The organism is Mesorhizobium yinganensis (assembly GCF_040081985.1).
Lineage (GTDB): Bacteria > Pseudomonadota > Alphaproteobacteria > Rhizobiales > Rhizobiaceae > Kumtagia > Kumtagia yinganensis.
Genome location: NZ_JBEBMH010000021.1, coordinates 51744 through 77042, shown reverse-complemented (window position 1 = coordinate 77042; position 25299 = coordinate 51744). Strand labels below are relative to the sequence as shown.

25 protein-coding genes and 1 tRNA gene are annotated in these 25299 nt (G+C 63.4%); 22 read left to right on the top strand and 4 right to left on the bottom strand.

Features of this window, described 5'->3' with window-relative positions; all coding sequences use genetic code 11:
• Window positions 1-466: 466 nt before the first annotated feature.
• Window positions 467-940 carry a peroxiredoxin gene (locus ABMA59_RS27360; RefSeq protein ID WP_349008538.1) on the bottom strand — a complete coding sequence of 158 codons (474 nt, stop codon included), beginning with the start codon at window positions 938-940 and terminating at the stop codon, window positions 467-469.
• A gap of 316 nt (window positions 941-1256) precedes the next feature.
• On the opposite strand from ABMA59_RS27360, the gene ABMA59_RS27355 reads away from it, so the two are divergent.
• Window positions 1257-4460 (top strand): YhdP family protein, encoded by a 3204-nt coding sequence (locus tag ABMA59_RS27355; protein WP_349008537.1) that lies wholly within the window; start codon window positions 1257-1259, stop codon window positions 4458-4460.
• Window positions 4461-4590: 130 nt separating this feature from the next.
• On the opposite strand, the gene ABMA59_RS27350 is transcribed toward ABMA59_RS27355, so the two are convergent.
• Together ABMA59_RS27350 and tyrS are read right to left on the bottom strand one after the other, a co-directional pair.
• Complete coding sequence (locus ABMA59_RS27350) at window positions 4591-5640, bottom strand: hypothetical protein (protein WP_349008536.1); 1050 nt, start codon at window positions 5638-5640, stop codon at window positions 4591-4593.
• Window positions 5641-6297: 657 nt separating this feature from the next.
• The gene (gene tyrS / locus ABMA59_RS27345; RefSeq protein WP_349008535.1) at window positions 6298-7551 is read right to left on the bottom strand and encodes a tyrosine--tRNA ligase; all 1254 of its coding nucleotides are present in this window, start codon (window positions 7549-7551) and stop codon (window positions 6298-6300) included.
• Between the two features lie 99 nt (window positions 7552-7650).
• On the opposite strand from tyrS, the gene ABMA59_RS27340 reads away from it, so the two are divergent.
• The gene (locus ABMA59_RS27340) at window positions 7651-8781 is read left to right on the top strand and encodes an anhydro-N-acetylmuramic acid kinase (RefSeq protein WP_349008534.1); all 1131 of its coding nucleotides are present in this window, start codon (window positions 7651-7653) and stop codon (window positions 8779-8781) included.
• Window positions 8782-8922: 141 nt separating this feature from the next.
• On the top strand, window positions 8923-10296 hold the full coding sequence (locus tag ABMA59_RS27335; RefSeq protein ID WP_349008533.1) for an esterase-like activity of phytase family protein: 1374 nt from the start codon (window positions 8923-8925) through the stop codon (window positions 10294-10296).
• 347 nt (window positions 10297-10643) lie between these two features.
• Here ABMA59_RS27335 and ABMA59_RS27330 read toward each other — a convergent pair whose 3' ends face one another.
• Window positions 10644-11318, bottom strand: a complete 675-nt coding sequence (locus ABMA59_RS27330; protein WP_349008532.1) for an alpha/beta hydrolase — start codon at window positions 11316-11318, stop codon at window positions 10644-10646.
• A 203-nt stretch (window positions 11319-11521) separates the two neighbouring features.
• Between ABMA59_RS27330 and ABMA59_RS27325 the strand changes: the two genes are divergently transcribed.
• The 19 genes from ABMA59_RS27325 to rplL all read left to right on the top strand — a co-directional run bounded on the left by ABMA59_RS27325 (window position 11522) and on the right by rplL (window position 25200).
• On the top strand, window positions 11522-12685 hold the full coding sequence (locus ABMA59_RS27325; protein ID WP_349008531.1) for a cysteine desulfurase family protein: 1164 nt from the start codon (window positions 11522-11524) through the stop codon (window positions 12683-12685).
• Window positions 12686-12838: 153 nt separating this feature from the next.
• The gene (gene sufB / locus ABMA59_RS27320; protein WP_349008530.1) at window positions 12839-14365 is read left to right on the top strand and encodes a Fe-S cluster assembly protein SufB; all 1527 of its coding nucleotides are present in this window, start codon (window positions 12839-12841) and stop codon (window positions 14363-14365) included.
• 32 nt (window positions 14366-14397) lie between these two features.
• Window positions 14398-14646: a hypothetical protein gene (locus ABMA59_RS27315; RefSeq protein ID WP_349008529.1), complete on the top strand. Its 249-nt coding sequence runs from the start codon at window positions 14398-14400 to the stop codon at window positions 14644-14646.
• Window positions 14643-15023, top strand: a complete 381-nt coding sequence (locus tag ABMA59_RS27310; protein WP_349008528.1) for an ADP-ribosylation/crystallin J1 — start codon at window positions 14643-14645, stop codon at window positions 15021-15023. Before ABMA59_RS27315 ends, ABMA59_RS27310 begins: the two co-directional genes overlap by 4 nt.
• An 8-nt stretch (window positions 15024-15031) precedes the next feature.
• Window positions 15032-15322: a hypothetical protein gene (locus ABMA59_RS27305; protein WP_349008527.1), complete on the top strand. Its 291-nt coding sequence runs from the start codon at window positions 15032-15034 to the stop codon at window positions 15320-15322.
• Entirely contained in the window at window positions 15315-16070 is a 756-nt protein-coding gene (gene sufC, locus ABMA59_RS27300) for a Fe-S cluster assembly ATPase SufC (RefSeq protein WP_349008526.1), read from the top strand. The genes ABMA59_RS27305 and sufC overlap by 8 nt, the downstream gene beginning before the upstream one ends.
• A gap of 9 nt (window positions 16071-16079) precedes the next feature.
• Window positions 16080-17348, top strand: coding sequence for a Fe-S cluster assembly protein SufD (gene sufD / locus ABMA59_RS27295; protein WP_349008525.1), 1269 nt, complete (start codon window positions 16080-16082; stop codon window positions 17346-17348).
• Window positions 17341-17730, top strand: a complete 390-nt coding sequence (locus tag ABMA59_RS27290; protein ID WP_349008524.1) for a VOC family protein — start codon at window positions 17341-17343, stop codon at window positions 17728-17730. The genes sufD and ABMA59_RS27290 overlap by 8 nt, the downstream gene beginning before the upstream one ends.
• Entirely contained in the window at window positions 17723-18964 is a 1242-nt protein-coding gene (locus ABMA59_RS27285; protein ID WP_349008523.1) for a cysteine desulfurase, read from the top strand. The genes ABMA59_RS27290 and ABMA59_RS27285 overlap by 8 nt, the downstream gene beginning before the upstream one ends.
• Before the next feature lie 5 nt (window positions 18965-18969).
• Window positions 18970-19374, top strand: coding sequence for an SUF system Fe-S cluster assembly protein (locus ABMA59_RS27280; protein ID WP_349008522.1), 405 nt, complete (start codon window positions 18970-18972; stop codon window positions 19372-19374).
• A gap of 167 nt (window positions 19375-19541) precedes the next feature.
• A complete protein-coding gene (locus ABMA59_RS27275) occupies window positions 19542-20468 on the top strand; it encodes a COG3904 family protein (protein WP_349008521.1) in 927 nt (308 codons plus the stop codon).
• A 147-nt stretch (window positions 20469-20615) separates the two neighbouring features.
• Window positions 20616-21281, top strand: coding sequence for a hypothetical protein (locus ABMA59_RS27270; protein ID WP_349008520.1), 666 nt, complete (start codon window positions 20616-20618; stop codon window positions 21279-21281).
• Window positions 21282-21444: 163 nt separating this feature from the next.
• Window positions 21445-21520: transfer RNA gene (locus ABMA59_RS27265), tRNA-Trp, on the top strand.
• Window positions 21521-21815: 295 nt separating this feature from the next.
• The gene (gene secE / locus ABMA59_RS27260) at window positions 21816-22019 is read left to right on the top strand and encodes a preprotein translocase subunit SecE (RefSeq protein ID WP_349008519.1); all 204 of its coding nucleotides are present in this window, start codon (window positions 21816-21818) and stop codon (window positions 22017-22019) included.
• A gap of 25 nt (window positions 22020-22044) precedes the next feature.
• Entirely contained in the window at window positions 22045-22584 is a 540-nt protein-coding gene (gene nusG / locus ABMA59_RS27255; RefSeq protein WP_349008518.1) for a transcription termination/antitermination protein NusG, read from the top strand.
• Between the two features lie 153 nt (window positions 22585-22737).
• A complete protein-coding gene (rplK, locus tag ABMA59_RS27250; protein ID WP_349008517.1) occupies window positions 22738-23166 on the top strand; it encodes a 50S ribosomal protein L11 in 429 nt (142 codons plus the stop codon).
• 4 nt (window positions 23167-23170) lie between these two features.
• Entirely contained in the window at window positions 23171-23869 is a 699-nt protein-coding gene (rplA, locus tag ABMA59_RS27245) for a 50S ribosomal protein L1 (protein WP_349008516.1), read from the top strand.
• A 374-nt stretch (window positions 23870-24243) separates the two neighbouring features.
• Window positions 24244-24762 carry a 50S ribosomal protein L10 gene (gene rplJ, locus ABMA59_RS27240; RefSeq protein WP_349008515.1) on the top strand — a complete coding sequence of 173 codons (519 nt, stop codon included), beginning with the start codon at window positions 24244-24246 and terminating at the stop codon, window positions 24760-24762.
• 57 nt (window positions 24763-24819) lie between these two features.
• Window positions 24820-25200, top strand: coding sequence for a 50S ribosomal protein L7/L12 (rplL, locus tag ABMA59_RS27235; RefSeq protein ID WP_349008514.1), 381 nt, complete (start codon window positions 24820-24822; stop codon window positions 25198-25200).
• Window positions 25201-25299 lie beyond the last annotated feature (99 nt).

Sequence of the window (25299 nt, the reverse complement as noted above, 5' to 3'; positions counted from 1 at the left end):
CCGTACGATCGATGGCATCATTACACATCGTTAGGGTTAACGGAGGCTTACAGAGGCGGGCGTAGGGTTAACGTCGAATGTCGACGCTTGGAAATCCATGCCTTTGCGGAGGCCGGTCGCGGTCCATGACTGCCTGCGAATCAGACAAATACGGGCGCCATCCCTTAGGCATCAGGGCCGTCGACGCGGATGGATATCAAGTCGGCGGAATAGAGCCATGTGTCCCGAAAAAGAATAAACCCGCCAGAGCGGCGGGTTGTCTTCTTTCTTCAATCTGTAGAGACGAATTTCATCTCATGAAGAACCAAAGAAGGATAATGATCGGGATTGGCACCCCTAGCAGCCAGAGGACGATACTGCGCATGATATTTGCTCCCGCATTCGTTGTTCCTTCCCTAGAATGCGGGATCGTGAAAAGAGTTCCGGGCCTGTGACCGGCCGGCACGCTATTTGCGCCGGATCGCGATCAGACGGCGAGGTCGCGGACGGCCTGCAAGACTTCGGCCGCGTGCCCCTTGACGCGAACCTTGCGCCAGATGCGCCGGATGCGGCCGTCGCCATCGATGAGGAAGGTGGTGCGCTCGACGCCCATGTATTTGCGTCCGTACATGCTCTTTTCCACCCAGACGCCATAGGCATTTGCCGCCTTCAGTTCCTCGTCTGACAGGAGGTCGATGGAAAGCGCGTGCTTGGACGCGAAATTGGCGTGCTTCTTCGGATTGTCGGGAGATACGCCGACGATCGACGCGCCTGCCGCCTCGAAGTCCTTCTTCAAGCCTGAGAAGTCGATTGCCTCGGCAGTGCAGGCCTCCGTATTGTCCTTCGGGTAGAAATAGAGGACCACCGTTCTGCCGCGCAGATCGGCCAGCGCAAGCGTTCCGCCTCCACCCAGCGGCAGCGACACCTCCGGCGCCACATCCCCTTCCGCCAATTCAGCCATACAGATGCCCTTCTTTCGCGATTATGTGTATGGAAGTGGGCTTATTATCCGGCGTGGGATTCGTCCATGCCGGCATTGCATTCTGGAACTTGTTCCGATCCGCCCACGTCAGGAAACCACCACGAGTCACGCGTTGCACCACGAGCAGCCAAAGCACCAGAAAGTCCGCTTTCGGCGCCACGAGATCACCAACCTTTCCGCGTTGCCTTCGGCGCACGGGCAGCAATCGCATTGGCGCCGCGAACGGACCCGCCGCGGCGCTTTGCGCGCTTGCCTTTTCGTGGCGGCGGGCACGGGCTCTCTTCTGTTGCTGTGCGTGGCCGCTGTCGTGTTCCTCGTCAATTCCGACTGGGGCACGGAGACGCTGCGCGCCCAGGCGGAAAGGGCGGTCCAGGCCATTGCCGGGGAGCGGGCGACCGCGGCTGTCGGTCCGGCCCGCATCGCCTTCGGCTTGGATCATCCGGTTGCCCTTCAACTGGATAACATCAGCCTCAAGAACGCCGGCAGCCAGACGGCGATAGCGGATGTCGGGACGGTCGACTTCGGCATAAGGCTGCTGCCGCTGCTGACGGGCAAGCTCAAGCTGGGCAGCGCCTCCATATCCGACGCCACCATCACCGCGGCGGCGATGCCGGCGGCGAGCTCCGACTGGACCGATGCCTTGCGGGACGGGCGCGGGCTGATCGAACCGGACCTCGTGGTCGCCGCCGCGTTCAAGCCGCTGCACACGGCGTTCGACCTGATCGACTCGGGGATGCTCTCGGAGGTCGATCTGCAAAACATCAGCGTCATCCTGCCCGAGGGCGAGAGGCTGCGCGCCGTAAAACTCATAGAGGGCACGCTCGATCGCATTTCCGACGATACGTTGCAGATTTCGGTCGAGGCGGATGTCGACGGCAGGCGCATCGTGCTCGCCGGAACGGCAACCCGCGAATTGCAGTCGGGACGTATCAGTCTGGTCGACCTGTCGGTGATGAGCGCGGCCGCGCCGGAACCTCTCGGCGATGGGCAGCCGCAAAGTGCGGGCCGCCTGGGGGCGATGACCCTGTCGGTAACCGGAAGCGAACAGGCCTTGGGGCAAGGCCAGGAACTGAAACTGTCCGGCGTGATCGAGAGATCGCAGGTCGATTTCGGTGCCCGTGGTGTCTTTACCGGCAACATGCAGGTTGACGTGACGTTGGCGAGCGGCACTGGCAAGGTCGAGATCGACAAGCTGCTCATCCAGACCGGTCGCAATTCGCTCGAATTCAACGGCGCCTTTGGTCCTCGGCCGCCAAGCGGCGATGCCGGAGACGTGCCTGTCTATCGTTACGAACTGGTGAGCAGCAAAACGGTCGTCCAGCCATCCGATTCGCCGGAACCGGCTCTCGATTTCCAGTCGCAGATCGAAGGCACCCTGGATCCTGCGACGCGCATCGCCTCGGCGGATCGAATTTTCGTCAAGAGCGGCGAGGGCGAGGTGCTGGGAACGGCCAAGGTTGAACTCGCCAAGGGCCTCGCACCAGGGGTGGCACTCGCCCTGTCCGCGCGCGACATGCAGATAGCCGGAGCCAAGCAACTGTGGCCATGGTTCGCGGCCAGCAAGGCACGCACCTGGGTCTTGGACCACATGTTCGGCGGCAAGCTTCAGGAAGCGACGATCGAATTCCGCGTCCTGCCCGGGCGGCTCGGCAACGGCGTGCCGCTTTCCAATGAGGAGATCGTCGGACGCTTCGCGGTGGAGGACACACGGTTCGATACGTTCGGAAAGCTGCCGCCCATCCGCGATGCGAATGGCGTGGTCGAGGTCCACGGTTACGACGTCGACGTCACCCTCTCGTCGGGCTCTGTCTATCTGCCGAGCGGGCGCTCCGTCGCGGGCAGGAACGGCACGCTGTCGTTCAAAAAATCCAATCGGCCGCCGGTGATCGGCAAGCTGGATATCGATGTGGAGGGCGACGCGGCAGCGGTGGCCGAATTCGCCTCGTTCGAGCCGATTAATGCCATGCGTTTCCTGCCGATCGAACCCGGAGACCTGTCCGGGCAGGTGACGGGACACGTGATCGCCGACATACCGCTTCAGAAAGGCGTCGATGCGAAGACGCTCCAGTGGATCGTCGACCTCGACTACAAGGACCTTTCGATCGCAAAGCCTTTCTCCGGCCAGACGCTGACGGACGCGGACGGCCATCTGACGGTTGAGCCGGCGCAGGCGACGATGTCGGCGCAGGGCATGCTGAACGGCATTCCGGCTACCATCTCCATGGTCGAGCCGCTGCGCCCGGGCGGGCCGGCGCGCGACAGGAAAATCGAACTGACGCTCGACGACGCAGCCCGCAGGAAAGTCGCGCCCGGCCTGGACTCGATGATTTCCGGGCCGATCACGCTGGAGGTCGACGACGATGGCGAAACGCGAAACATTGCGGCAGACCTGACCAAAGCCAGGCTGGACATACCGTGGGCCGGCTGGAGCAAGGGCGCAGGCATCGCGGCGACCGCGGAGTTCGCGATGCAGGCGACCGACAAGGGCACCCGGCTCTCCGGCTTCGAACTGACGGGCAATTCGTTTTCGATCACCGGCGACGTTACGCTCGCGGGTGGCCAATTGGCATCGGCGCGGTTCGACACGGTGCGCCTGAACCGGGACGACCAGGTCAAGGTTGCAATCGACCGCTCCGGCAAGAGCTACAAGATCGGGATTACCGGCAGCAGCTTCGATGCGCGGTCGGTGATCAAGACCTTCCTGTCGGATTCCAGCGGAAGGGGTGGAGGAGCGGGCCGTTCCAGTTTCTCGCTCGATGCCGATGTCGACCGTGTGACCGGCTTCAACGGCGAGGTGCTGTCCGGGTTGAAGCTGGACTCGAACGGCTCGCGCATGTCGGTGCGCGCGGCTTCCGGGTCGGGCGGCGCCGTCAGTTTTTCCAACGGCGCGGACGGCGGCCGCAAGCAACTGCAACTGCAGGCGGCCGATGCCGGCGCGATCCTGCGCTTCCTCGACCTCTATAAGAACGTGCAGGGCGGCACGATCAAGGTGTCGCTGGCCGGAAGCGGCGACGGCGGCATGTCCGGACAGGTTGACGCGCGCAATTTCCAGGTTGTCGACGAGCCGAGGCTGGCCTCGATCCTGTCGACGCCGCCGGCCGGCGGAGACCGCAGTCTCAGCGACGCCGTGCGCAGGGAAATCGACGTGTCCAGCATCTCGTTCGAGCGCGGCTACGCGCAGCTTACCAGGGGCGACGGATATTTGCGGCTGGCCAACGGCGTGGTGCGCGGCCCGCAGATCGGCGCGACTTTCCAGGGCACGCTCTATGACGAACGCGGCAGGATGGACATGACCGGCACCTTCATGCCGGCCTATGGCCTGAACCGCCTGGTCAGCGAATTGCCGCTGATCGGCGGTCTCCTGGGCAACGGCCGCGACCGCGGGCTGATCGGCGTAACCTTTAAGCTGGATGGCGATGCCAAGGCGCCGCGCCTCCAGGTCAATCCGCTGTCGGTGATGGCGCCTGGGGTTTTCCGGCAGATTTTCGAGTTCAATTGAACGCGCCTTGGCGGGTCCGGCAGATTTGCCAGCGGGATGGCCACGGTTCCGGTCAGCACGGATGGCTGCCAGGCCGCGAAAATTTCGCGCCGGCCGTCGATCTTAGCGTGTGGCGTCCCGGCAGGCGCCGTCATGACGTGTCGGGAGACTGCAATATCCAGCAGGCAAGCCCGTGCACGACATCCAAGACTTCGTGAACCTCGTGGGTGGGTTTTCGGCTCCAGCCGGGCGGCCGGCCGGGTTTCAGCGGTTCTATCCGGTGGAACCGGATTTTGCCGCGAGCTTGTTTGGTTCTCGAGCCCGCGGCGGCGTGACCTCCAATGTGCGTATCCGCGCCGCCGGCCGCGCTGTCTCGCGCAATCGCGGCGTCGCCACCTTGCTTCCTTTGCGCGAGCGCGGCGTCGCGCCGCGCCTTCCAGCGGGCAAAACGTTTTGCCTGGCCGGGCAGATCGTCGAGCGCCCGGCCCAGCGCCTCGAGGCGGAGCGCCAGACGCTCCGCATCGATCGGATCGCGCGGTGACGGCGGTCGCGGGAAGGAAGATGGATCGGCGATCCCGGGAAAAACGATGCGCGGAGCCTCATGGGGCGGCACGTAGCGACGGCGAACGCGGAACGGATTGTGAAGCGGATCGAGCAGCGGCAGGCTGAGCCGTTTCGGGCGGGCGGCACGGATTTCCGCGGCCCGCCTGGCCGCCGCGGCACGCCTGAGATCGTCGCGCGACAGGGTGACGGCGATGCCGAAGCTGCGCAACAGCGGTTCCGGGTTTTTCGGTTTCGGTAGTCGCGGGCGCCGCGGCGGCAGGGCCACCACCAGCCCGCGCGCCGCCACGATGATCAGCCTTCGCGCTGCTGCTTCCGCCGGACGCAGCAGCTTACATATGGCGCGGTGGAGACGGCGGGGAAGGGTAAGTGCCGGGGACAGTTTATTTTTTTCCGCCCGCGCCAGCCTTGAAGCGGCCGCGCCCTTCCGCGGAAAGAAAAAAAACTGTCCCCCAGCGCCAGGCTCGCCAGCGCCAAGCTCCCCAGCGCCAAGTTCGCCAGCACCCAACCCGGCACCGGCGCCATGTACGGCACCGGCGCCCAGCTTGGCTCCGGCAGCCAGCCCGGCCATGGCGACGAGCATGGCGAGGATGCGCTTCAGCGCTTCCCGGTTCTTGTCGATCGCCGCATTCCAGTCCATCGCCAACACAGCCGTTCCCTTTCCCAACATGGGCGCAGGAATTATCGCTGAGGTCGGAGGGGACGGGGACTGCTTTCAAGAAGACAGGGCTGACGGGCGCTGCCAAAGGCGGCTGTCGAGGCACGTTAATTGGCCATTTTCTCTTGCTATTTCAGTATTATAGAAGGGAAATCTGAATTGAAGGATTCACGCCGCCCCTCATTTGCCTGCCGCCATGTTTTCCCCGCAAAATGAGGAAAAAGGACGCTAGGACGGCCACCTTCGCCAGTCTCCTACCTTGCGGACGGCTACGTTCTCCCAGCATGCGTGGAGAGGATCCGGCAGGACAGTCCGCAGGACGGGCGGCGCCGGCTACTGCGCTTGTTCCGTCAGAGTTTTGACGTCGTGCCTCGACGGCGCTGAAGCCAGAGCCTGCCCCAGGCAATTGGCTTCCCGTGCTGCCCATCGACAACGCGTTTCCATTGCCACAGGCGGGCAGGGAGATGAAAACCTCGCCAGCCGGCGCGGCTGGCGATTGGCGGAGAGATCAGTGTTGCCGGACGAGCAGAGCGCGGACGGAAATGACGCCGGCAGGATGCAGACAGTTGCGTCCTGCCCAACGAGGACATCAGTTGTATCTGCCGGCCACCTTCCCTGGGCAAAGCCGGCCCATACAGCCTAGATGGGCCGCACCAGCACGTGTTTCTTCTTGCCGACCGACAGCTTTGCCACGCCGTCGGAGGTGACATCAGTCGCGGTGACCGCGCGGCGCTCGTCCTGGACCGGCAGGTCGTTGAGACGCACCGCGCCGCCCTGAACGTGCCTACGGGCCTCGCCATTGGAGGCTGCCAGCCCGGCCTTGACGAGCAGGGAAAGCAGACCGACGCCTGCCTGAAGCTCCGATCCCGCGACCTCGATGGTCGGGAGCGTGTCGGCAAGCGCGCCTTCCTCAAAAGTTTTGCGCGCCGTCTCCGCTGCTTCATCGGCGGCCTCGCGGCCATGCACGATGGCGGTGGCCTCGGTGGCGAGCACCTTCTTCGCTTCGTTGATCTCGTTGCCGCCGAGCGACGCGAGCTTTGCTATCTCGTCGAGCGGCAGGCGCGTGAAGATTTTCAGGAAACGCTCGACATCGGCGTCCTCGGTGTTGCGCCAGTATTGCCAGAAATCATAGGGGCTGAAGAGGTCGCCGTTCAGCCAGACCGCGCCCTTGGCCGACTTGCCCATCTTTGCGCCGGAGGAGGTCGTTAGCAGCGGCGTGGTCAGCGCGAAAAGCTGCTGGCCGCCCATGCGATGGCTCAAATCGACGCCGTTGATGATGTTGCCCCATTGGTCGGAGCCGCCCATCTGCAGCCGGCAGTCGTAGCGGCGGCTGAGCTCGACGAAGTCGTAGCCTTGCAGGATCATGTAGTTGAATTCGAGGAAGGACAGCGACTGCTCGCGGTCGAGCCTGAGCTTCACGCTGTCGAAGGTCAGCATGCGGTTGACCGAGAAATGCCTGCCGACATCGCGCAGGAACTCGACATAGTTGAGTTTCATCAACCAGTCGGCATTGTTGACCATGATCGCGTCGTTCGGGCCATCGCCGAAACGCAGGATGCGGCCGAAGATCTTCTTGATGCCCTCGATGTTCTCCGCGATTTTTTCCGCCGTCAGCAGGCCGCGCTGCTCGTCGCGGAACGACGGGTCGCCGATCATCGAGGTGCCGCCGCCCATGAGTGCGATCGGCCGGTGGCCGGTCTCCTGCATCCAGTAGAGCATGGTCGCCGAGATCAGGTTGCCGATGTGCAGGCTGGTCGCGGTCGCGTCGTAGCCGACATAGGCGGTCACCGCCTGCTTGGCGAAAAGCTCGTCCAGCCCGGTCTCGTCGGAGATCTGGTGGATGAAACCGCGCTCGGAGAGGATGCGCAGGTAGTCGGACTTGAAGGCGGGCATGACGGCGTTCCGGAAGACGATACGGGAGAGCCGCGCATGGCGCGCGCGGCTGCGGGGCTTTAGCATCGGCGGGTTGGGAATCACAAGGACGGCGTCGAAATGAACCTTGTCACCGCGATCGGCCTGATGAGCGGCACGTCGATGGACGGCATCGACCTTGCCATGCTGCGCACTGACGGCGAGAATCGTGTCGAGCGCGGGCCGTCGCTCTTCGTGGCCTACGATGCCGTGTTCCGCCGGCGCATCGAGGCCGGGCTGGAGGAGGCCAAGGCCATCATCCGCCGCGCGGAGCGGCCCGGCGACCTGGCCGAGCTGGAGCGCGACATCACCGGGCGGCATGCCGACGCGGTCCAACTGTTTCTGCGCAACGCCGCCAATGACTGGGGCAAGCCGGACGTTCTCGGCTTCCACGGCCAGACGGTGCTGCACCGCCCGCATCTCGGCCTGACCGTGCAGATCGGCGACGGGCAGTTGCTTTCGGCGCGCACCGGCATTCCGGTCGTCTACGACATGCGCGCCAACGACATGGTTTTCGGCGGCCAGGGCGCGCCGCTGGTGCCGGCTTACCACGCGGCGCTGGCGCGCTCGCTGCCGGCGGATTTTCCGCGAAAATATCCGATGGTCTTCGTCAATATCGGCGGCATCTCCAACGTCACCTACGTGCCGGAGAAGGGCGATCCGGTCGCCTTCGACACCGGTCCCGGCAACACGCTGATCGACCAGTGGGTGTCGCGCGAGGGCGGCGTGCCCTACGACGCCGGCGGCGCCATCGCCAGCGAGGGCGGCGTGCTCCGCAGGGTGGTCGACGCCTATCTCGACAATCCGTTCTTCCAAAAGGCCGGTCCGAAATCGCTCGACCGCAATGATTTCACGCTGGAGAAGGCCAGCGGGATGGAACTCGCCGACGGCGCCCGCACGCTGGCCGCCGTCTCCGCCGAGGCGATCCTGAAAAGCGTGGAGCACATGCCGGAAAAGCCGAGGCTGTGGATCGTCTGCGGCGGCGGGCGAAAAAACCCGCACATCGTCGGCGATCTGCGCAAAGGCGCCGAGCGAGCCGGCGCGGAGGTGGCGCTGGCGGAGGATGCCGGGCTCGACGGCGACGCGACGGAGGCCGAGGCCTGGGCTTATCTGGCGGTGCGCTCGCTAAAAGGGCTTCCGCTGACATTCCCGACCACGACGGGATGCCGGGAGGCGGTGAGCGGCGGCGTGATCTCCGGGAAACCGGGCTGAGCGTCGTTGTCATGCGTCGGCGGAATGCCGCCCGCGTGCGAAGCTGTGCCCTTCATGGAAGTTTCATCGAACCTTCAACCGCCCGACATCCGGCGGCCATAGCGCATGATCCGTTATTCCTCTCAAGACGGATTGCAAATCATGCGACACTCTGTTCTCGCGGCTGTTGCCGCGCTCGCCCTGACCACGACGGCGGCATTCGCCGACGAAACCGTATTCCCGTCGAAGCTCGCAGGCCATGCCATCCTGCCGGCCAACACGATCATCAAGGCGCCGGAAAACGCGCCGGAACATCTGCAGACCTCGGGAAAATTCACGACGCCCGACCGCAAGCGCGCAACCGAACTCGGCAGCGTGCCTGGCAAGGACGGCGTACGCCTGACCGGCCTGTCGCTGCCTTTCGACGGCCAGCCCGTGCAGGGCTTTTCCGGCATCAAGAACGCCGGTGACGGAACCTTCTGGACGCTTTCCGACAACGGTTTCGGCAACAAGCTGAACTCGACGGACGCCGCCCTGATGATCCACCAAGTCAAGTTCGACTGGGACGCGGGCACTGTCGAGCGCATGCAGACCATCTTCCTGACCGATCCTGACAAGAGGGCGCCGTTCCCGATCGTGTTGGAAGGCACCGACAACCGCTTCCTGACCGGCGGCGACTTCGATGTCGAATCGATCCAGCCGGTCGCGGACGGTTTTTGGGTCGGCGAGGAATTCGGCCCTTATCTCTTGAAGTTCGACCTAGAGGGCCGGCTGACCGACGTGATCGATACCGTCGTCGACGGCAAGCCGGTGAAGTCGCCGGACCATCCGACGCTCACGCTGCAGGCCAATCCGTCGCTGCCGATGCCGTCCTTCAACGTCAAGCGCTCCGGCGGCTATGAGGGCCTCGCACAGTCCAAGGACGGCACCAAACTTTATGCCCTGCTCGAGGGCGCGCTGTTCAAGGAGGACGGCAAGATGGAGCATGTGTCCGAGCAGAAGGACGGCGAGCGGGCGCTGCGCATCATCGAGTTGGACGTCGCCAGCAAGGCCTGGACCGGCCGTAGCTGGCTCTATCCGCTGTCGGCCGAAGGCGGCGATGCCATTGGCGACTTCAACATGATCGATGGCACGACCGCCCTCGTCATCGAGCGCGACCAGGGCGCCGGAACGGTCGACAAGGCCTGCGCCGATCCCAAGAACCCGGCGGCCGACTGCTTCGCCATGCCGGCGAAATTCAAGCGCATCTACAAGATCGAGATGACCGACGCCAATGCCGGCGGCGCCGTGCGCAAGATCGGCTACATCGATCTGCTCAAGATCTCCGACCCGGACAACAAGAAGCGCCAGGGCGGCGGCGAAGGGTTTTACGACATGCCGTTCAACACGATCGAGAATGTGGACCTCGTCGACGATACGCACATCGTGGTGGGCGACGACAACAACCTGCCGTTCTCGGCCGGCCGCGCGCTGGACAAGGCCGACGACAACGAGTTCGTGCTGATCGAGGTCGGTGAATTCCTGAAGGCGAAGTGAGGGCCGTTGAACTGAAACAGCCCCGTTCGGGAACGAACGGGGCTGTTTGCTCATGGGTGCGTCCTTCGAGGCTCGCCCGCGAAAGTTATCGCCAGTCTTCAGCGCCGTGCGGGCTCGCACCTCAGGATGAGGGAGGTTGCGGCTGAACGCCAAGCTTCAATGCTTGAGCCGCACCTGAAGGTGACCTGCATTTGGCGAAACCTTGCGGGATTGGCGTGCCAAGCACCTACCGCCCTCATCCTGAGGTGCGACCCCGCACGGCGCTGAAGATTATGAAAAACTCCGGTGGGCGAGCCTCGAAGGACCCACCCATGAGCCATCCCTGACCTCGCTGCGACCGAAGGGACCTACCGCAGCCGCTTCGGCCGCGGATCGGCGAGTTGGCCGGCGAGGCGCTTGTCGAGATAGTCGGCGCATTCGTCCAGCAGGATCTGCGGATCGTTGGAAAAGAAATGATTGGCGCCGGGCAGCGTCTTCTGCGTGATGGTGATGCCCTTCTGGGTATGCAGCTTGTCGACCAGGCCCTGAACGTCCTTGCTCGGCGCGACCTTGTCGGAATCGCCGTGGATGATCAGGCCCGACGACGGGCAGGGCGCCAGGAACGAAAAATCGTAGGTGTTGGGCTGCGGCGCGACTGAGATGAAACCCTCGATCTCCGGGCGGCGCATCAGCAATTGCATGCCGATCCAGGCGCCGAAGGAATAGCCGGCGACCCAGCAGCTCTTCGAATCGGGATGCAGGGACTGGATCCAGTCGAGTGCCGCGGCCGCGTCCGACAATTCGCCCATGCCGTGGTCGAATTCGCCCTGGCTGCGGCCGATGCCGCGGAAATTGAAACGCAGCGTGGTGAAATTGCGCTTCTGGAACATGTAGAACAGGTCGTAGACGATCTTGTTGTTCATCGTCCCGCCGAATTGCGGATGCGGGTGCAGGACGATGGCGATCGGCGCACTTTTTTCGGGGGACGGCTGATAACGGCCTTCCAGGCGGCCAGCCGGACCGGCAAAAATGACCTCGGGCATTCTAGACTCCACATTTCAATCTTTGGGCCGCGCGTCGGTGACAATCCCGGCTTCGGCCTTGACGCACGGGGTGCGTCTACCTACAAGCTAGTTTAGAACTGTTCAAAACTGACGAACGAGCAATTTTCTCGGGTAGATAGGATGTCTTGCGTCGCAAGTTCAAGGAAATTGCGACGCGCATCGATCTTTCCGGAAGCAGGATGATGGCCGAGCCGCGAGTCTATCTCGATTACAATGCCAGCGCGCCGCTGCTGCCAGCGGCGCGGACGGCGATGCTTGCCGCGATGGATGTGACTGGCAACGCCTCGTCGGTGCATGGCGAGGGCAGGGCGCTGCGGCGGATCGTCGAAGGCGCACGCGCGGATGTCGCAGGGCTCGTCGGCGGCCGGCCCGAACACGTCGTTTTCACCTCCGGCGCGACCGAGGCGGCGACGACCTTGCTGACGCCGGGCTGGCGCATGGGCCGCAGCCCGTTGCGCATGGGCCACCTCTACGTCTCGGCAGCCGATCACCCGTGCATCCTGTCCGGTGGTCGGTTTGCGGCCGATGCCGTCACCCGCATCGGTGTGGACGGCAACGGCGTCATCGACGTGGCTGCGCTGGAGTCCGCGCTTGCGGCGCATGACGGGGATAGCGGCCTTGCGCTGGTGGCCGTGCATGCGGCGAACAACGAGACCGGCGTGATCCAGCCGGTCGTCCGTATCGCGGAGATCGTCAAGGCGGCGGGCGGCGTTCTCGTGGTCGATGCCGTACAGGCGGCGGGACGCATTCCGCTCGACATGACAGGCTCTTCCGGCGATTTTCTGATCCTGTCCGCGCACAAGATCGGCGGCCCGAAGGGCGTCGGCGCTTTCGTCGGCAAGGCTGACCTGATGATGCCCGCGCCCCTCGTTTCGGGCGGCGGCCAGGAAAAAGGATTTCGGGCGGGAACGGAAAACGTGGTCGGCATCGCCGGATTCGGTGCGGCGGCGCGCGAGGCTCTGACCGCGCTGGAACGCTTGGAGACGGCGCGGGCAAAGCGCGGCCTGATCGAGGCGAGCATCCGACGGGCCGCTCCGGACGCGCAAATTTTCGGCGCCGCGGTCGAGCGGCTGGCCAACACGGTGTTCTTCGCCGTTCCCGATGTGAAGGCCGAGACGGCGCAGATCGCCTTCGACCTCGCGGGCATCGCGGTATCGGCCGGGTCGGCCTGTTCGTCGGGCAAGGTCGGGCCGAGCCATGTGCTGAAAGCAATGGGCGTGTCGCGGCCCGAGGGCGGGCTGCGCGTATCGATCGGCGAGGAAACGAGTTTGGCGGAGATCGAACGGTTCGCCGCGGCGCTGGCGGGCATTGCTGCCCGGCGCAGCGCGGATTCGAAAGCCGCCTGAGCCAAGCGATGCCAAAGACGGCGCTGGCTTTTCGGCCCGCCGCATTTGGCCCGTGAATGTGGCTCAAGGCGCACTATATAGAGGCTACGCCGCTCGGCGGTGCCATAGTTTGAAAACGGTCGGGCCTTTAACCCGACATGGATGGAGAACGCGATGCCTGCTGTGCAGGAAACGATCGAGCAGGTCCGCAAGATCGACGTCGATCAATACAAATACGGCTTCGAATCGATCATCGAGATGGATAAGGCCCCAAAAGGCCTGTCCGAGGACATTATCCGATTCATATCGGCCAAGAAGGACGAGCCGGAGTGGATGCTCGAATGGCGGCTTGGCGCCTATCGCCGCTGGCTGACGCTGGACGAGCCGACCTGGGCGCGCGTTCACTATCCGAAGATCGATTTCCAGGATCTTTATTACTACGCCGCGCCGAAGAGCCAGGCCGGCCCGAAGTCGCTGGACGAAGTCGATCCGGAACTGCTGAAGGTCTACGAAAAGCTCGGCATCCCGCTGAAGGAGCAGGAGATTCTGGCCGGCGTCCAGAAGGCTCCGGTCGCCGACGAGGATGACGACGCCGCGGCCAACGACAATGTCTACAAGTCCGGCCGCGTCGCGGTCGATGCCGTGTTCGATTCGGTTTCCGTGGTCACCACCTTCAAGGAAGAGCTTGCCCGGGCGGGCGTCATCTTCTGCTCGATGTCGGAGGCGATCCGCGAGCATCCGGAACTGGTGAAGAAATACCTCGGAACGGTCGTCCCGACATCCGACAATTATTACGCGACGCTAAACTCGGCCGTCTTCACCGATGGTTCCTTCGTGTTCGTGCCGAAGGGCGTGCGCTGCCCGATGGAGCTTTCGACCTATTTCCGCATCAACGAGAAGAACACCGGCCAGTTCGAGCGCACGCTGATCATCGCCGAGGAGGGGGCTTATGTCTCCTATCTCGAAGGCTGCACCGCGCCGCAGCGCGACGAGAACCAGCTTCACGCCGCCGTGGTAGAATTGGTGGCGCTGGACGACGCCGAGATCAAATATTCGACGGTGCAGAACTGGTATCCCGGCGACGCCGAGGGCAAGGGCGGCATCTACAATTTCGTCACCAAGCGGGGCGACTGCCGCGGCGACCGCTCGAAGATTTCGTGGACACAGGTCGAGACCGGCTCGGCGATCACCTGGAAATATCCAAGCTGCATCCTGCGCGGCGACGATTCGCACGGCGAGTTCTATTCGATCGCGGTGTCGAACGGCTACCAGCAGGTCGACAGCGGCACAAAGATGATCCATCTCGGCAAGAACACCACGAGCCGCATCATCTCCAAGGGCATCGCCGCCGGTTTTTCCCAAAACACCTATCGCGGCCAGGTGTCGGCGCACCGCAAGGCGACCGACGCGCGCAATTTCACCAATTGCGACTCGCTGCTGATCGGCAACAATTGCGGCGCGCATACGGTGCCTTACATCGAGGCGAAGAACGCCAGCGCCCAGTTCGAGCACGAGGCGACGACCTCCAAAATCTCGGACGACCAGAAGTTTTACGTCATGCAGCGCGGCATTCCCGAGGAGGAGGCGATCGCGCTGATCGTCAATGGGTTTGTGAAGGATGTGATCCAGCAACTACCGATGGAGTTCGCGGTGGAGGCGCAGAAGCTGATCGGGATCAGCCTCGAGGGTAGCGTGGGGTGATGGCGATTGCTCCTGAAACTTGCAGGTAGTCGATGCGGATGATCTTGCCGATCGTGATTGCTGCGCCCTACGTCATCGCGCTGTTCCTGGCGATTGCCGGCGCTTTCGTGGCCTTGATTGGGGCCATTGGAGGTTTTGCCGATTTGTTGAGGATCGGCGGTGTGGTTTCCGGGTTTGGCGCGTTGGCTTTCTTTGTCATTCTGCTTTCGCCATGGAGCAACCTGGCCGACATACTGGTACGGGGCGGCTCGGCCAACAATGGGCAGGAGCGCGGAAAATGACATCCCTCACCCGCTACCGCCCCGTCGGCGCCAATGAACTGAAGCTGATAGCCGACAGCGGCTGGACAGCGTTTCCGCCGCGCTTGCCCGAGCAGCCGATCTTCTACCCTGTGACTAATGAGGCCTATGCCTCGCAGATTGCACACGACTGGAATACGCGGTTCGGCTCGAAAGAAGGATTCGTCACGCGCTTTGAGGTCGACGCCGCCTATGCGGGTAAGTTCGACCGCAAGATCGTTGGCGGGCGCGAGCATGAGGACCTATGGGTGCCGGCCGAGGAACTGGAGGAGTTCAACCGGCATATCGTCGGCAGGATCGAGGTGACGCAGCGATTTTCGGCGAATGACCATGTTCCTGACGATCTGGCCGTGGAGTGAGGCTCGCCATGGCCGCCGATCTCCCCGCCCACATCTGGTTCGTTCGCTCCAACGGCGGCTCCGGTTCCTATCCGGTCACGCCGGACGGCTGGCGCGTGGTTTGGTTTTTAGTCGGCGGTGTGGTGGCTTCGGCTGTTGTCGCGTTGCTTCTGGCGTCGATCGGGCCGGTCTGGCTGTGGGCGCTGGCTTTTCTCGCCGGCATGGCTGCCTCGGCCTGGTACTTCATCGGCACGGCGCGCAAGCACACTGACTATTCAATACGTTACAGCGACTACCTGAAAGACCAGAACAATGCTTGAAATCAAGAACCTGCATGCCCGCATCGCCTCGACCGGCACGGAGATCATCCGCGGCCTGAACCTGACGGTGAAAGCCGGCGAGGTGGCGGCGATCATGGGGCCGAACGGGTCGGGCAAATCGACGCTGTCCTATGTGCTGGCCGGCCGCGACGACTATGAGGTCACCGAGGGCGAGGTGCTTTATAATGGCCAGTCGATCCTGGAGATGGATCCGGCCGAGCGCGCCGCTTCCGGCATCTTCCTTGCCTTCCAGTATCCGATGGAAATTCCCGGTGTCGCCACCATGGAATTTTTGAAGGTCGCGCTAAACGCCCAGCGCAAGGCGCGCGGCGAGGAGCCGCTGAAGGTGCCGGAGTTCCTGAAGCGTGTGAAGGAAGCCGCCGGCTCGCTCGAGATGGACATGGCGATGCTGAAGCGTCCGCTGAATGTCGGCTTTTCCGGTGGCGAGAAGAAGCGCGCCGAAATTTTGCAGATGAAGCTGCTGCAGCCGAAATTCTGCGTGCTCGACGAGACCGATTCCGGACTCGACATCGATGCGCTGCGAATCGTCGCCGACGGCGTCAACTCATTGCGTGCGCCCGACCGCGCCTTCCTGGTCATCACCCATTACCAGCGGCTTCTGGAACACATCGTGCCGGATACGGTGCACGTGCTTTATCGCGGCCAGGTGATCAAGTCGGGCGACAAGACGCTGGCGCACGAGCTTGAAGCCAATGGTTATGCCGGCATCATCGAAGAGGCGGCGTAGGTGTCGGTCATGAACATGCATGCAACGCCACCGCGTACCCAGGCCGAGACGGCCCTGATCGAGGCGTTCGGCGAGCGCGTGTCGGAATTGCCTGGCGACGGCGCGGTGATGGTCAAGCGCGACGAGGCAGTCGAATCCATCAAGGACGGCCTGCCGACCCGCCGTGTCGAGGCCTGGCACTATACGGACCTGCGCCGCCTGCTGGTCTCCGTCCCGGCGTTCGACCCGACGGCGAACGCGAAGGCACTGTCGCCCGTGGTGGAGGGCTCGGCGGTCCTGCCCGTGCTCAACGGATTTGCCGACGCAAAAATGCCGGAACTGGAGGGTGCAACGGTCCAGAGGCTTGCCGATAAGCTGACCGACGGCAGCTTCGCCCGCGCGCTCGATCCGCGCGACGCGGACGACGCCGTGGGCATGCTGAACATCGCCTTTGTCAGCGACGGCTGGTTCCTCGACATCACGCCAGGCGCCGCACCGGAAAAACCGGTCGAACTCCAGAACGTACAAGCCGGCGGGCAGGTGCATGCGCGATTTGCCGTACGTGCCGGCGTGGGCGCGAAAGCCACCATCGTCGAGCGCCAGTCCGGCAGCGGCTCGGCGCTTTCGACCTCGGTCACCAACCTCTTGGTCGGCGACGGCGCGGAGATCGTCTGGCTGATCGTGCAGGAGCAGCCGGAAACCGCGACGCATCTCGCCCAATTCAACGCCGAACTCGGCAAGAACAGCAAGCTGACGCTGTTCGTCATGAATGCCGGCGGAAAGCTGGTGCGCCAGGAGGTGCGGGTGAAGGCGGCGGGCCAGGGCTCGGACTTCCAGCTTCGCGGGGTCAGCCTGCTCGCGGACGACACGCATTGCGACGTCACCATGGTGCTCGACCATGTGGCGCCGAACTCCGGCTCGCGCGAACTCATCCGCAACGTGGTGACCGGCAAGGCGCGCGGCGTCTTCCAGGGACGCATCAACGTTCATCAGCCGGCACAGAAGACCGATGCGAAGATGGCGTGCAACACGCTGCTGCTGTCCGACGATGCCGAGTTCTCGACCAAGCCGGAACTGGAGATTTTCGCCGACGACGTGCAGTGCGGGCACGGCGCCACCGTCACCGAGATAGACCGCAACCATCTGTTCTATCTGATGGCACGCGGCATTGACGAGAAGACGGCGCGCGGACTGCTGGTAAAAGCCTTCGTCGCCTCGGTCATCGAGGAACTGGACAGCGAGCCGCTGGTCGATGCGCTGGAAGCGCGGCTGGACGGCTGGTTCGAGAATCATGGCTAGCCTGCCGACTTCGCTCGACCACTGCGTCATCCACGTCTCCGACTGGGAGCGGGCGCGGAAATTCTATGTCGATGTCATCGGCTGCGAGGCGATCTCGCGCCAGGGCGGCTACATGTTCCGGCTGGGCGACCGGCAGCTGAACTGCCACGGAAAAGGCGTCACCGCCGAGCCGGTGGCAAGATTGCCGGTGCAGCCGGGAAACAGCGACCTATGCTTCCGCTGGGACGGCCCGATCGTTGGCGCGGTTGCCCACCTGAAGGAACAGAGCGTCCACATCGAACTCGGGCCGGTCCGCCGTTTCGGCGCGCAAGGCGACGGCACCAGCGTTTATTTCCGCGATCCGGACGGGTCGCTCATGGAGTTCATCAGCTATCATGGATGAGCGGGTCAACAGAACCGGCTACGATGTCGAGGCGATCCGCCGCGACTTTCCGATCCTGTCGCGCGAAGTCTACGGCAAGCCGCTGGTCTATCTCGACAACGGGGCTTCCGCGCAGAAGCCGCAGGTGGTGCTCGACACCATCCAGCATGCCTATGCGAACGAATATGCGAACGTGCATCGCGGCCTGCATTTCCTGTCCAACGCCGCCACAGACACTTATGAAAAGGCGCGCGAGACCGTGCGCCGCTTCCTCAACGCCGGCAGCGTGGACGAAATCGTCTTCACCTCCAACACGACGGCCGCCATCAACACGGTCGCTTATGGTTGGGGCATGCCGAACATCGGCGAGGGCGACGAGATCGTCGTGTCGATCATGGAGCACCATTCCAACATCGTGCCCTGGCATTTCATCCGCGAACGGCAGGGCGCGAAACTCGTCTGGGCGCCGGTGGACGATCTCGGCGAGTTGCATCTTGAGGATTTCGAAAAATCGCTGACTGACCGCACAAAACTCGTCGCCATCACGCATATGTCGAATGCGCTGGGCACGATCACGCCGATCAAGGAGATCGTGAGGATCGCCCACGCGCGCGGCATTCCGGTTCTGGTCGACGGCAGCCAGGCGGCCGTCCACCTGCCGGTCGACGTGCGCGACCTCGACTGCGATTTTTATGTCTTCACCGGCCACAAGGTCTACGGCCCTTCAGGCATCGGCGTGCTCTACGGCAAGAAACACATGCTGGAATCGATGCGGCCCTTCCAGGGCGGCGGCGAGATGATCTTCGATGTGACAGAAGACAATGTCACCTACAACGATCCGCCGCATCGTTTCGAGGCCGGCACGCCGCCGATCGTCCAGGCGATCGGGCTGGGCGCGGCGCTGGATTATATGGATTCGGTCGGGCGCGAACGCATCGCCGCCCACGAGGCCGACCTGAAGGCCTACGCGCATGAGCGGCTGCGCGCGATCAACTCGCTACGCATTTTTGGCGATGCGCCGGACAAGGGCGCCATCGTCTCGTTCGAATTGCAGGGCATCCACGCGCACGACGTGTCGATGGTGATCGACCGGCAGGGTGTCGCGGTGCGCGCCGGAACCCATTGCGCCCAGCCGCTGTTGAAACGGTTCGGCGTCACCTCCACATGCAGGGCATCATTCGGCATGTACAATACGCGCCAGGAGGTGGACATTCTGGCCGAAGCGCTCGAAAAAGCGCGAAAGTTCTTCGGGTGACGACCATGGAAGACGCTGCAACTTCGATCCCCGCCGATGCCGAGCCGCAGACCGCTGCCGACGTGCCCCCCAGCGGCGCGGCCTCCGCCATCCCGGCGGAGGAACTGGCCCGCATCACCGACGACATCGTCTCGGCGCTGAAGACCGTCTACGATCCGGAAATCCCGGCCGACATCTACGAACTCGGCCTCGTCTACAAGATTGACATCGAGGACGACCGCTCGGTGAAGATCGACATGACGCTGACCGCGCCGGGCTGCCCGGTGGCTGGCGAAATGCCCGGCTGGGTGCAGGACGCCGTCGGCGCCGTCGAGGGCGTGTCAGGAGTCGAGGTCACCATGGTGTTCGATCCGCCCTGGACCCCTGACCGCATGTCGGAAGAGGCGCAGGTCGCGGTCGGGTGGTATTGAGGCCGATCGACGGTCGGTCTCGCAGCGCGGTGCGCAAGGCGCGATGAGTATCGTGTCGCCGGGCGTTGCCGTTGAGATACGGCGGCGGCCTGTCGGCAGTCCGCCCTGATGCGCCTATTGCGCGGAATTGCGCCTCAATTAGGATAGGCCCGATCGAGGGTTTCGGGTTGGCTGAGCAACGTCGTTTTGGTGGTTGGGCATTTGGGCTGCTGGGGCTGATCCTTGCTCTGGTTGCCATTTTTCATGCGCATCCCGCCCTTGCCGCAAATTCCGTCGCCCAGAGCCCGGAAGACCAGCCTATGCGGTTCGCTGTTGTCCGCAGCAATGCGCCCGGCTGCGAGCCGACCTGTCCGGAATGGATATCGGCCGAAGGTGCTATCGTCGCCGGCACGCCGGCGCAGTTCAAGAAAGTGCTGAAGACGCTTGGCGGACGGCGGCTTCCGATTGTGGTCAGTTCACCGGGTGGAGATGTCGATGCGGCTCTTACGCTCGGCCGGACGATCCGCCAGAACAAGCTCGACGTCGCGGTCGGGCTGACGCGATTCGACGGCTGTGATCCCGGTTTCAAGGGCTGCAAGCTGAACGACGGCAAGGCCGCGGCCTATTACGGCAACGCATTTGCCAACGGAGCCTATTGCGCCTCCGCCTGTCCGCTGATGCTGGCGGGCGGCGTCCGGCGCGTCGTCGGCCAGTGGGCCTATCTCGGCGTTCATCAGATCACGACGACCTACTACAGGACCAAGGTGCTCTACCGGACCAAATACAAGGTCGTGAAAGGGAAGAAAAAAATCATCGAAAAGAAGGTGGTCAGCCGCAAGAATGCCGGCAGCTACAAGACCTATGAGATGAACAAGCCGCTGGAGAAGCGGCTGGACGCCTATTTCAAGGAAATGGGGGTAGGGGCCAATCTGCTTGTGACGATCAAGAACACGCCGGCCAGCACGCTTCGGCAGATCGTCGCCTACAACATGCTGCAGATGAATCTCGTCACCAGCCTCGACGGCGCGGAACTGTTGACCGCGGCCGCCGTCTGCAAGACCGTTCCGGCGGCAGCGAATTGCCGCGTGGTGACGGTTTCGGATCTCGAGGGATAGAAACTGCCACGCTTCCCGCGAATTCCTTTGAAGGCGATGTTCGCCGGTCATCCCATATGTCGCGGCATTCTGGCACTGCTGGCCTTGTGCCTGGCTTTTCCCCCGAACGGGCTGGCGGCTGAACCCGCCACGCCGCAGCCGAGGCTCATGCAATTCGTGGTCGTGAGGGCGAACGACACCTCATGCGAACCGACCTGCCCGGAATGGATTTCGGCGGAGGGGGCGATCGGCGCCAAGACGCCGGCGCTTCTGAAGGCAACGCTGAAGACGCTCGGTGGCCGCAAATTGCCGATCGTCCTGTTCTCGTCGGGCGGCGACCGCGAGGCCGCAATGGAACTCGGACGACTGATTCGTCGTGCCGGGCTGGAGGTCGCTGTCGGCAGGACATGGTTCGTAGGCTGCCGACCGGAGGAGAAGGACTGCAAGGCGAATGACGGCAAGGGCTCCGACTTCCTTGGCCGCGCGATTTCGCGGGGTCATTGCGCGGCAGAGTGCGTGCTGATGCTCGCCGGCGGCGTCGAGCGCCTCGTCCCGGATCAGGCCATCCTGCATGTTCGCCTCAAGAATCAGAAGATGAGCAAAGCCGCCGAACGCAGGCTGACCGCTTATCTCAAGGAAATGGGTGTCGGCCCAAGCCTGGTGGACGCCTTGAAGGCAGAACCGGAGACCAATCTCGACGTCGCAGCGCTGCGGGCCGCCGGACTGGTGACAAGCACCCGGAGCGTCGAGAGCATCACCGAGAGCAGCATCTGCAAGACATTCCCGGCGCCGGACAATTGCCGTGTTTTCACGACGCAGGACCTGGAAGATTAGGGTATTCTGGATCTTTCAGAACGGCGAAGGACCTGAACGCAACCTTTGCCGCCCGGCTCCCGATAGCGAGGCTGTCTTCGATCGTTGCCTGCCCGCCCTGATGACAAGTCGTTCCAAACCGCACTTGAGTTCCGCCGCGCTTTGTGAAATAGCAGCGCGCAATAGGGGTATAGCTCAGTTGGTAGAGCGGCGGTCTCCAAAACCGCAGGTCGCAGGTTCGAGCCCTGCTGCCCCTGCCAGTTTCGTGCCACAACGGCGCGGTGTAAGCCATAGCCGACGAGCGGGACGATTGGATGGTTCCGACGCCGGTGTTTGGAAGTAAGACCGGTTCGGCCCTTGCAAGTGTCGGGATTCGGTTTTATGTAGTGACGACAGACACGCGGCGCGTGGAGCTGGACATCCGGCTTTGCGCGTCATTATTGCATGGTTGAAACGCCGCCTGACGATTCGGTCGCGTTTCGGTTTCTTGCAGCGGCAATCCCGGCCAACGGGACGGAATAGGGCTCTCCTTGGGCCCGCGAGACAGAGCGGCAGATGGCATCGAAGACCACCAATCCTTTTACCTTCCTCCAGCAGGTAAGGTCCGAGACGGCGAAGGTGACGTGGCCGTCGCGGCGCGAGACGTTGATCTCGACCGTCATGGTCGTCGTATTTGCCGTCATCGCGATGATTTTTTTCTTTGCCGCCGACCAGTTGATGGCGTTCGGCATCGACCTGATCCTCGGCCTCGGCCGCTGATACCGGCGTTTACGGAGAACTGCTGATGACGGCGCGCTGGTACATCGTCCATGCCTATTCCAACTTCGAGAAGAAGGTCGCGGAGGACATCGAGAACAAGGCCAAGCAGAAGGGCCTGAGCGAGAAGATCGAGCAGATCGTCGTTCCGACCGAAAAGGTCGTGGAAGTGCGGCGCGGCAAGAAGGTCGATGCCGAGCGCAAGTTCTTCCCCGGTTACGTGCTGATGAAGGCCGAGCTCAACGACGCGGTGATCAGCCTGGTCAAGAACACGCCGCGCGTCACCGGCTTCCTCGGTGAGGACAAGCATACGGCCAAGCCGATGCACATCACCGAGAAGGAGGCCGAGCGCATCCTGCACCAGGTTCAGGAGGGGGTCGAGCGGCCAAAGCCGTCGGTCACCTTCGAGATCGGCGAGGCGGTGCGCGTCTCCGATGGTCCGTTCGCCTCGTTCAACGGCTTCGTCCAGGAAGTTGACATGGAGCGGGCGCGGCTCAAGGTGGAAGTTTCGATCTTCGGGCGCGCCGTGCCCGTCGATCTCGAATTCGGTCAGGTCGAGAAGGGCTGATCCGAAAGTTCCGGCCCTTGAAGGGCTGGAGCGGCGACGGCGAGAATTGTTGTCGCCATGCGGTGGGAGAAAGAGCGGCCTGGCCGGCCGTGGCTTTCGCACCACCAGACTGCAACCGCCGGGGATCCGGCATGAAACAAAGGCAGTAGAGAGATGGCTAAGAAAGTAGCGGGCCAGCTCAAGCTCCAGGTCAAGGCGGGATCGGCAACGCCGTCCCCGCCGATCGGTCCGGCGCTTGGTCAGCGTGGCATCAACATCATGGAATTCTGCAAGGCGTTCAACGCCCAGACGCAGGAAATGGAAAAGGGATCGCCGGTTCCGGTCGTGATCACCTACTATGTCGACAAGTCCTTCACCTTCGTCATGAAGACGGCTCCGGTGAGCTACTTCCTGAAGAAGGCGGCAAACCTCTCGTCCGGTTCGAAGGAGCCTGGCAAGACCAAGGTCGGCCAGATCAGCCGCGACAAGGTGCGCGAGATCGCCACCGCCAAGATGAAGGATTTGAACGCCAACGACGTCGAAGCCGCCATGCGCATGGTCGAAGGCTCCGCCCGTTCGATGGGCCTGGAAGTGGTGGGCTAAGACGATGGCAAAGCTTGCAAAGCGTGTAGAGAAGTCCCGCGAGGGCGTCGATCCGAACAAGTCGTACTCGCTGGCCGAGGCGATCAAGATGCTGAAGGACCGCTCCAAGGTTAAGTTCGACGAGACCATCGAAGTCGCCCTGAACCTCGGCGTCGATCCGCGTCACGCCGACCAGATGGTCCGCGGCGTGGTCAACCTGCCGAACGGCACGGGCAAGAACGTCCGCGTCGCCGTCTTCGCCAAGGGCGCCAAGGCCGACGAAGCCAAGGCCGCTGGAGCCGACATCGTCGGCGCGGAGGATCTGGTCGAGATCGTCCAGAAGGGCACGATCGACTTCGATCGCTGCATCGCCACGCCGGACATGATGCCGCTGGTCGGCCGTCTCGGCAAGGTGCTCGGCCCGCGCGGCATGATGCCGAACCCGAAGGTCGGCACCGTGACCATGGACGTCGCGGCCGCCGTCAAGGCCTCCAAGGGCGGCGCCGTCGAGTTCCGCGTCGAGAAGGCGGGCATCATCCATGCCGGCGTCGGCAAGGTCTCGTTCGAGATCAACGCGCTGGAAGAGAATGTTCGTGCACTGGCCGATGCCGTCAACAAGGCGAAGCCGGCTGGCGCCAAGGGCGTCTACATGAGGAAGATGTCGGTCAGCTCCACCATGGGGCCCGGCCTCAAGGTCGACCTGGCGAGCCTCAGCGCCGCTTGACGACCTGAGCGAAGGCCGGCGGCGAAAGCGTTGACCTTCCAACGAATTCCGGGCCTGACCATCGGCCCGGACTGCGGAAGCAGACGATCGCTTCCGGACTATCCTGTCCGAGATTGCAGGCGGCTCCAGCCTTAATTCGCATGGGCCTGCATGAGACGGGTGAAGACCGGACAAAGGGGCATTCCTTGGCCCCGATGGAAGGTTCGAGCCGTGTTTGCCTTTTGTCCGCATGGCGGCCGCTCAGGCGTCCGTCGTGACGAAAAGGGGACAGGATCCTCGAGCGTCGCTCGGGTGATCCTTTTGGATGACCCGGGTGGCAAAAGGCAACCCGATCTCCGCACCGCGAATGGTCGGAGGTCAACTGGAGATAGGCAGTGGACAGAGCGGAAAAACGCGAACTCGTCACGGGCCTGAACGACGCCTTCAAGGGCGCCGGTTCAGTGGTCGTGGCCCACTATGCCGGTATCACCGTCGCGCAGATGAACGATCTTCGTACGAAGATGCGGACTGCCGGCGGCACCGTCAAAGTCGCGAAGAACCGCCTTGCTCGCATCGCTCTTCAGGGTACGGAATCCGAGGGCATCGTCGACCTGTTCAAGGGACAGACGCTGATCGCCTATTCGGAGGATCCGGTTGCGGCGCCCAAGGTCGCCTCCGATTTCGCCAAGGGGAATGACAAGCTGATCATTCTCGGTGGCGCGATGGGGTCGACCACGCTCAATGCCGACGGAGTGAAGGCCTTGGCCACGCTTCCGTCGCTCGATGAGCTGCGCGGCAAGCTGGTGGGGCTCATCGCCGCCCCGGCGACCCGGATCGCCCAGATCGTCAATGCGCCGGCAGCTTCGGTTGCCCGCGTCATCGGCGCGTATGCCCGGAAGGACGAGGCGGCGTGAGGCCGTTCCTCGCTATCCTCATCAACACGTGTTCGAACTTTTTGAAGGAAAAACAAAATGGCTGATCTCGCCAAAATCGTAGACGACCTTTCGCAGCTGACGGTCCTCGAGGCCGCCGAACTGTCGAAGCTGCTCGAAGAGAAGTGGGGCGTTTCCGCCGCCGCTCCGGTGGCCGCCGCCGCCGCTGCCGGTGGTGGCGCCGCTGCCGCCGCTCCCGTCGAGGAGAAGACCGAGTTCGACGTCATCCTGACGGATGCCGGCGCGCAGAAGATCAACGTCATCAAGGAAGTGCGTGCGATCACCGCGCTTGGCCTCAAGGAAGCCAAGGACCTGGTCGAAGCTGCTCCGAAGCCGGTCAAGGAAGGCGTTTCCAAGGCCGATGCCGAGAAGTTCAAGGCCCAGCTCGAAGCAGCCGGCGCCAAGGTCGAGCTGAAGTAAGCACTGCGGCTGCCGGCGGGCGGTAATCCGTCCGCCGGTCCCCGCGTATCTGGGGGATGTGTTTCGAAAACCTCTTTCCTGAGGGCCGTGAGCGGCTTT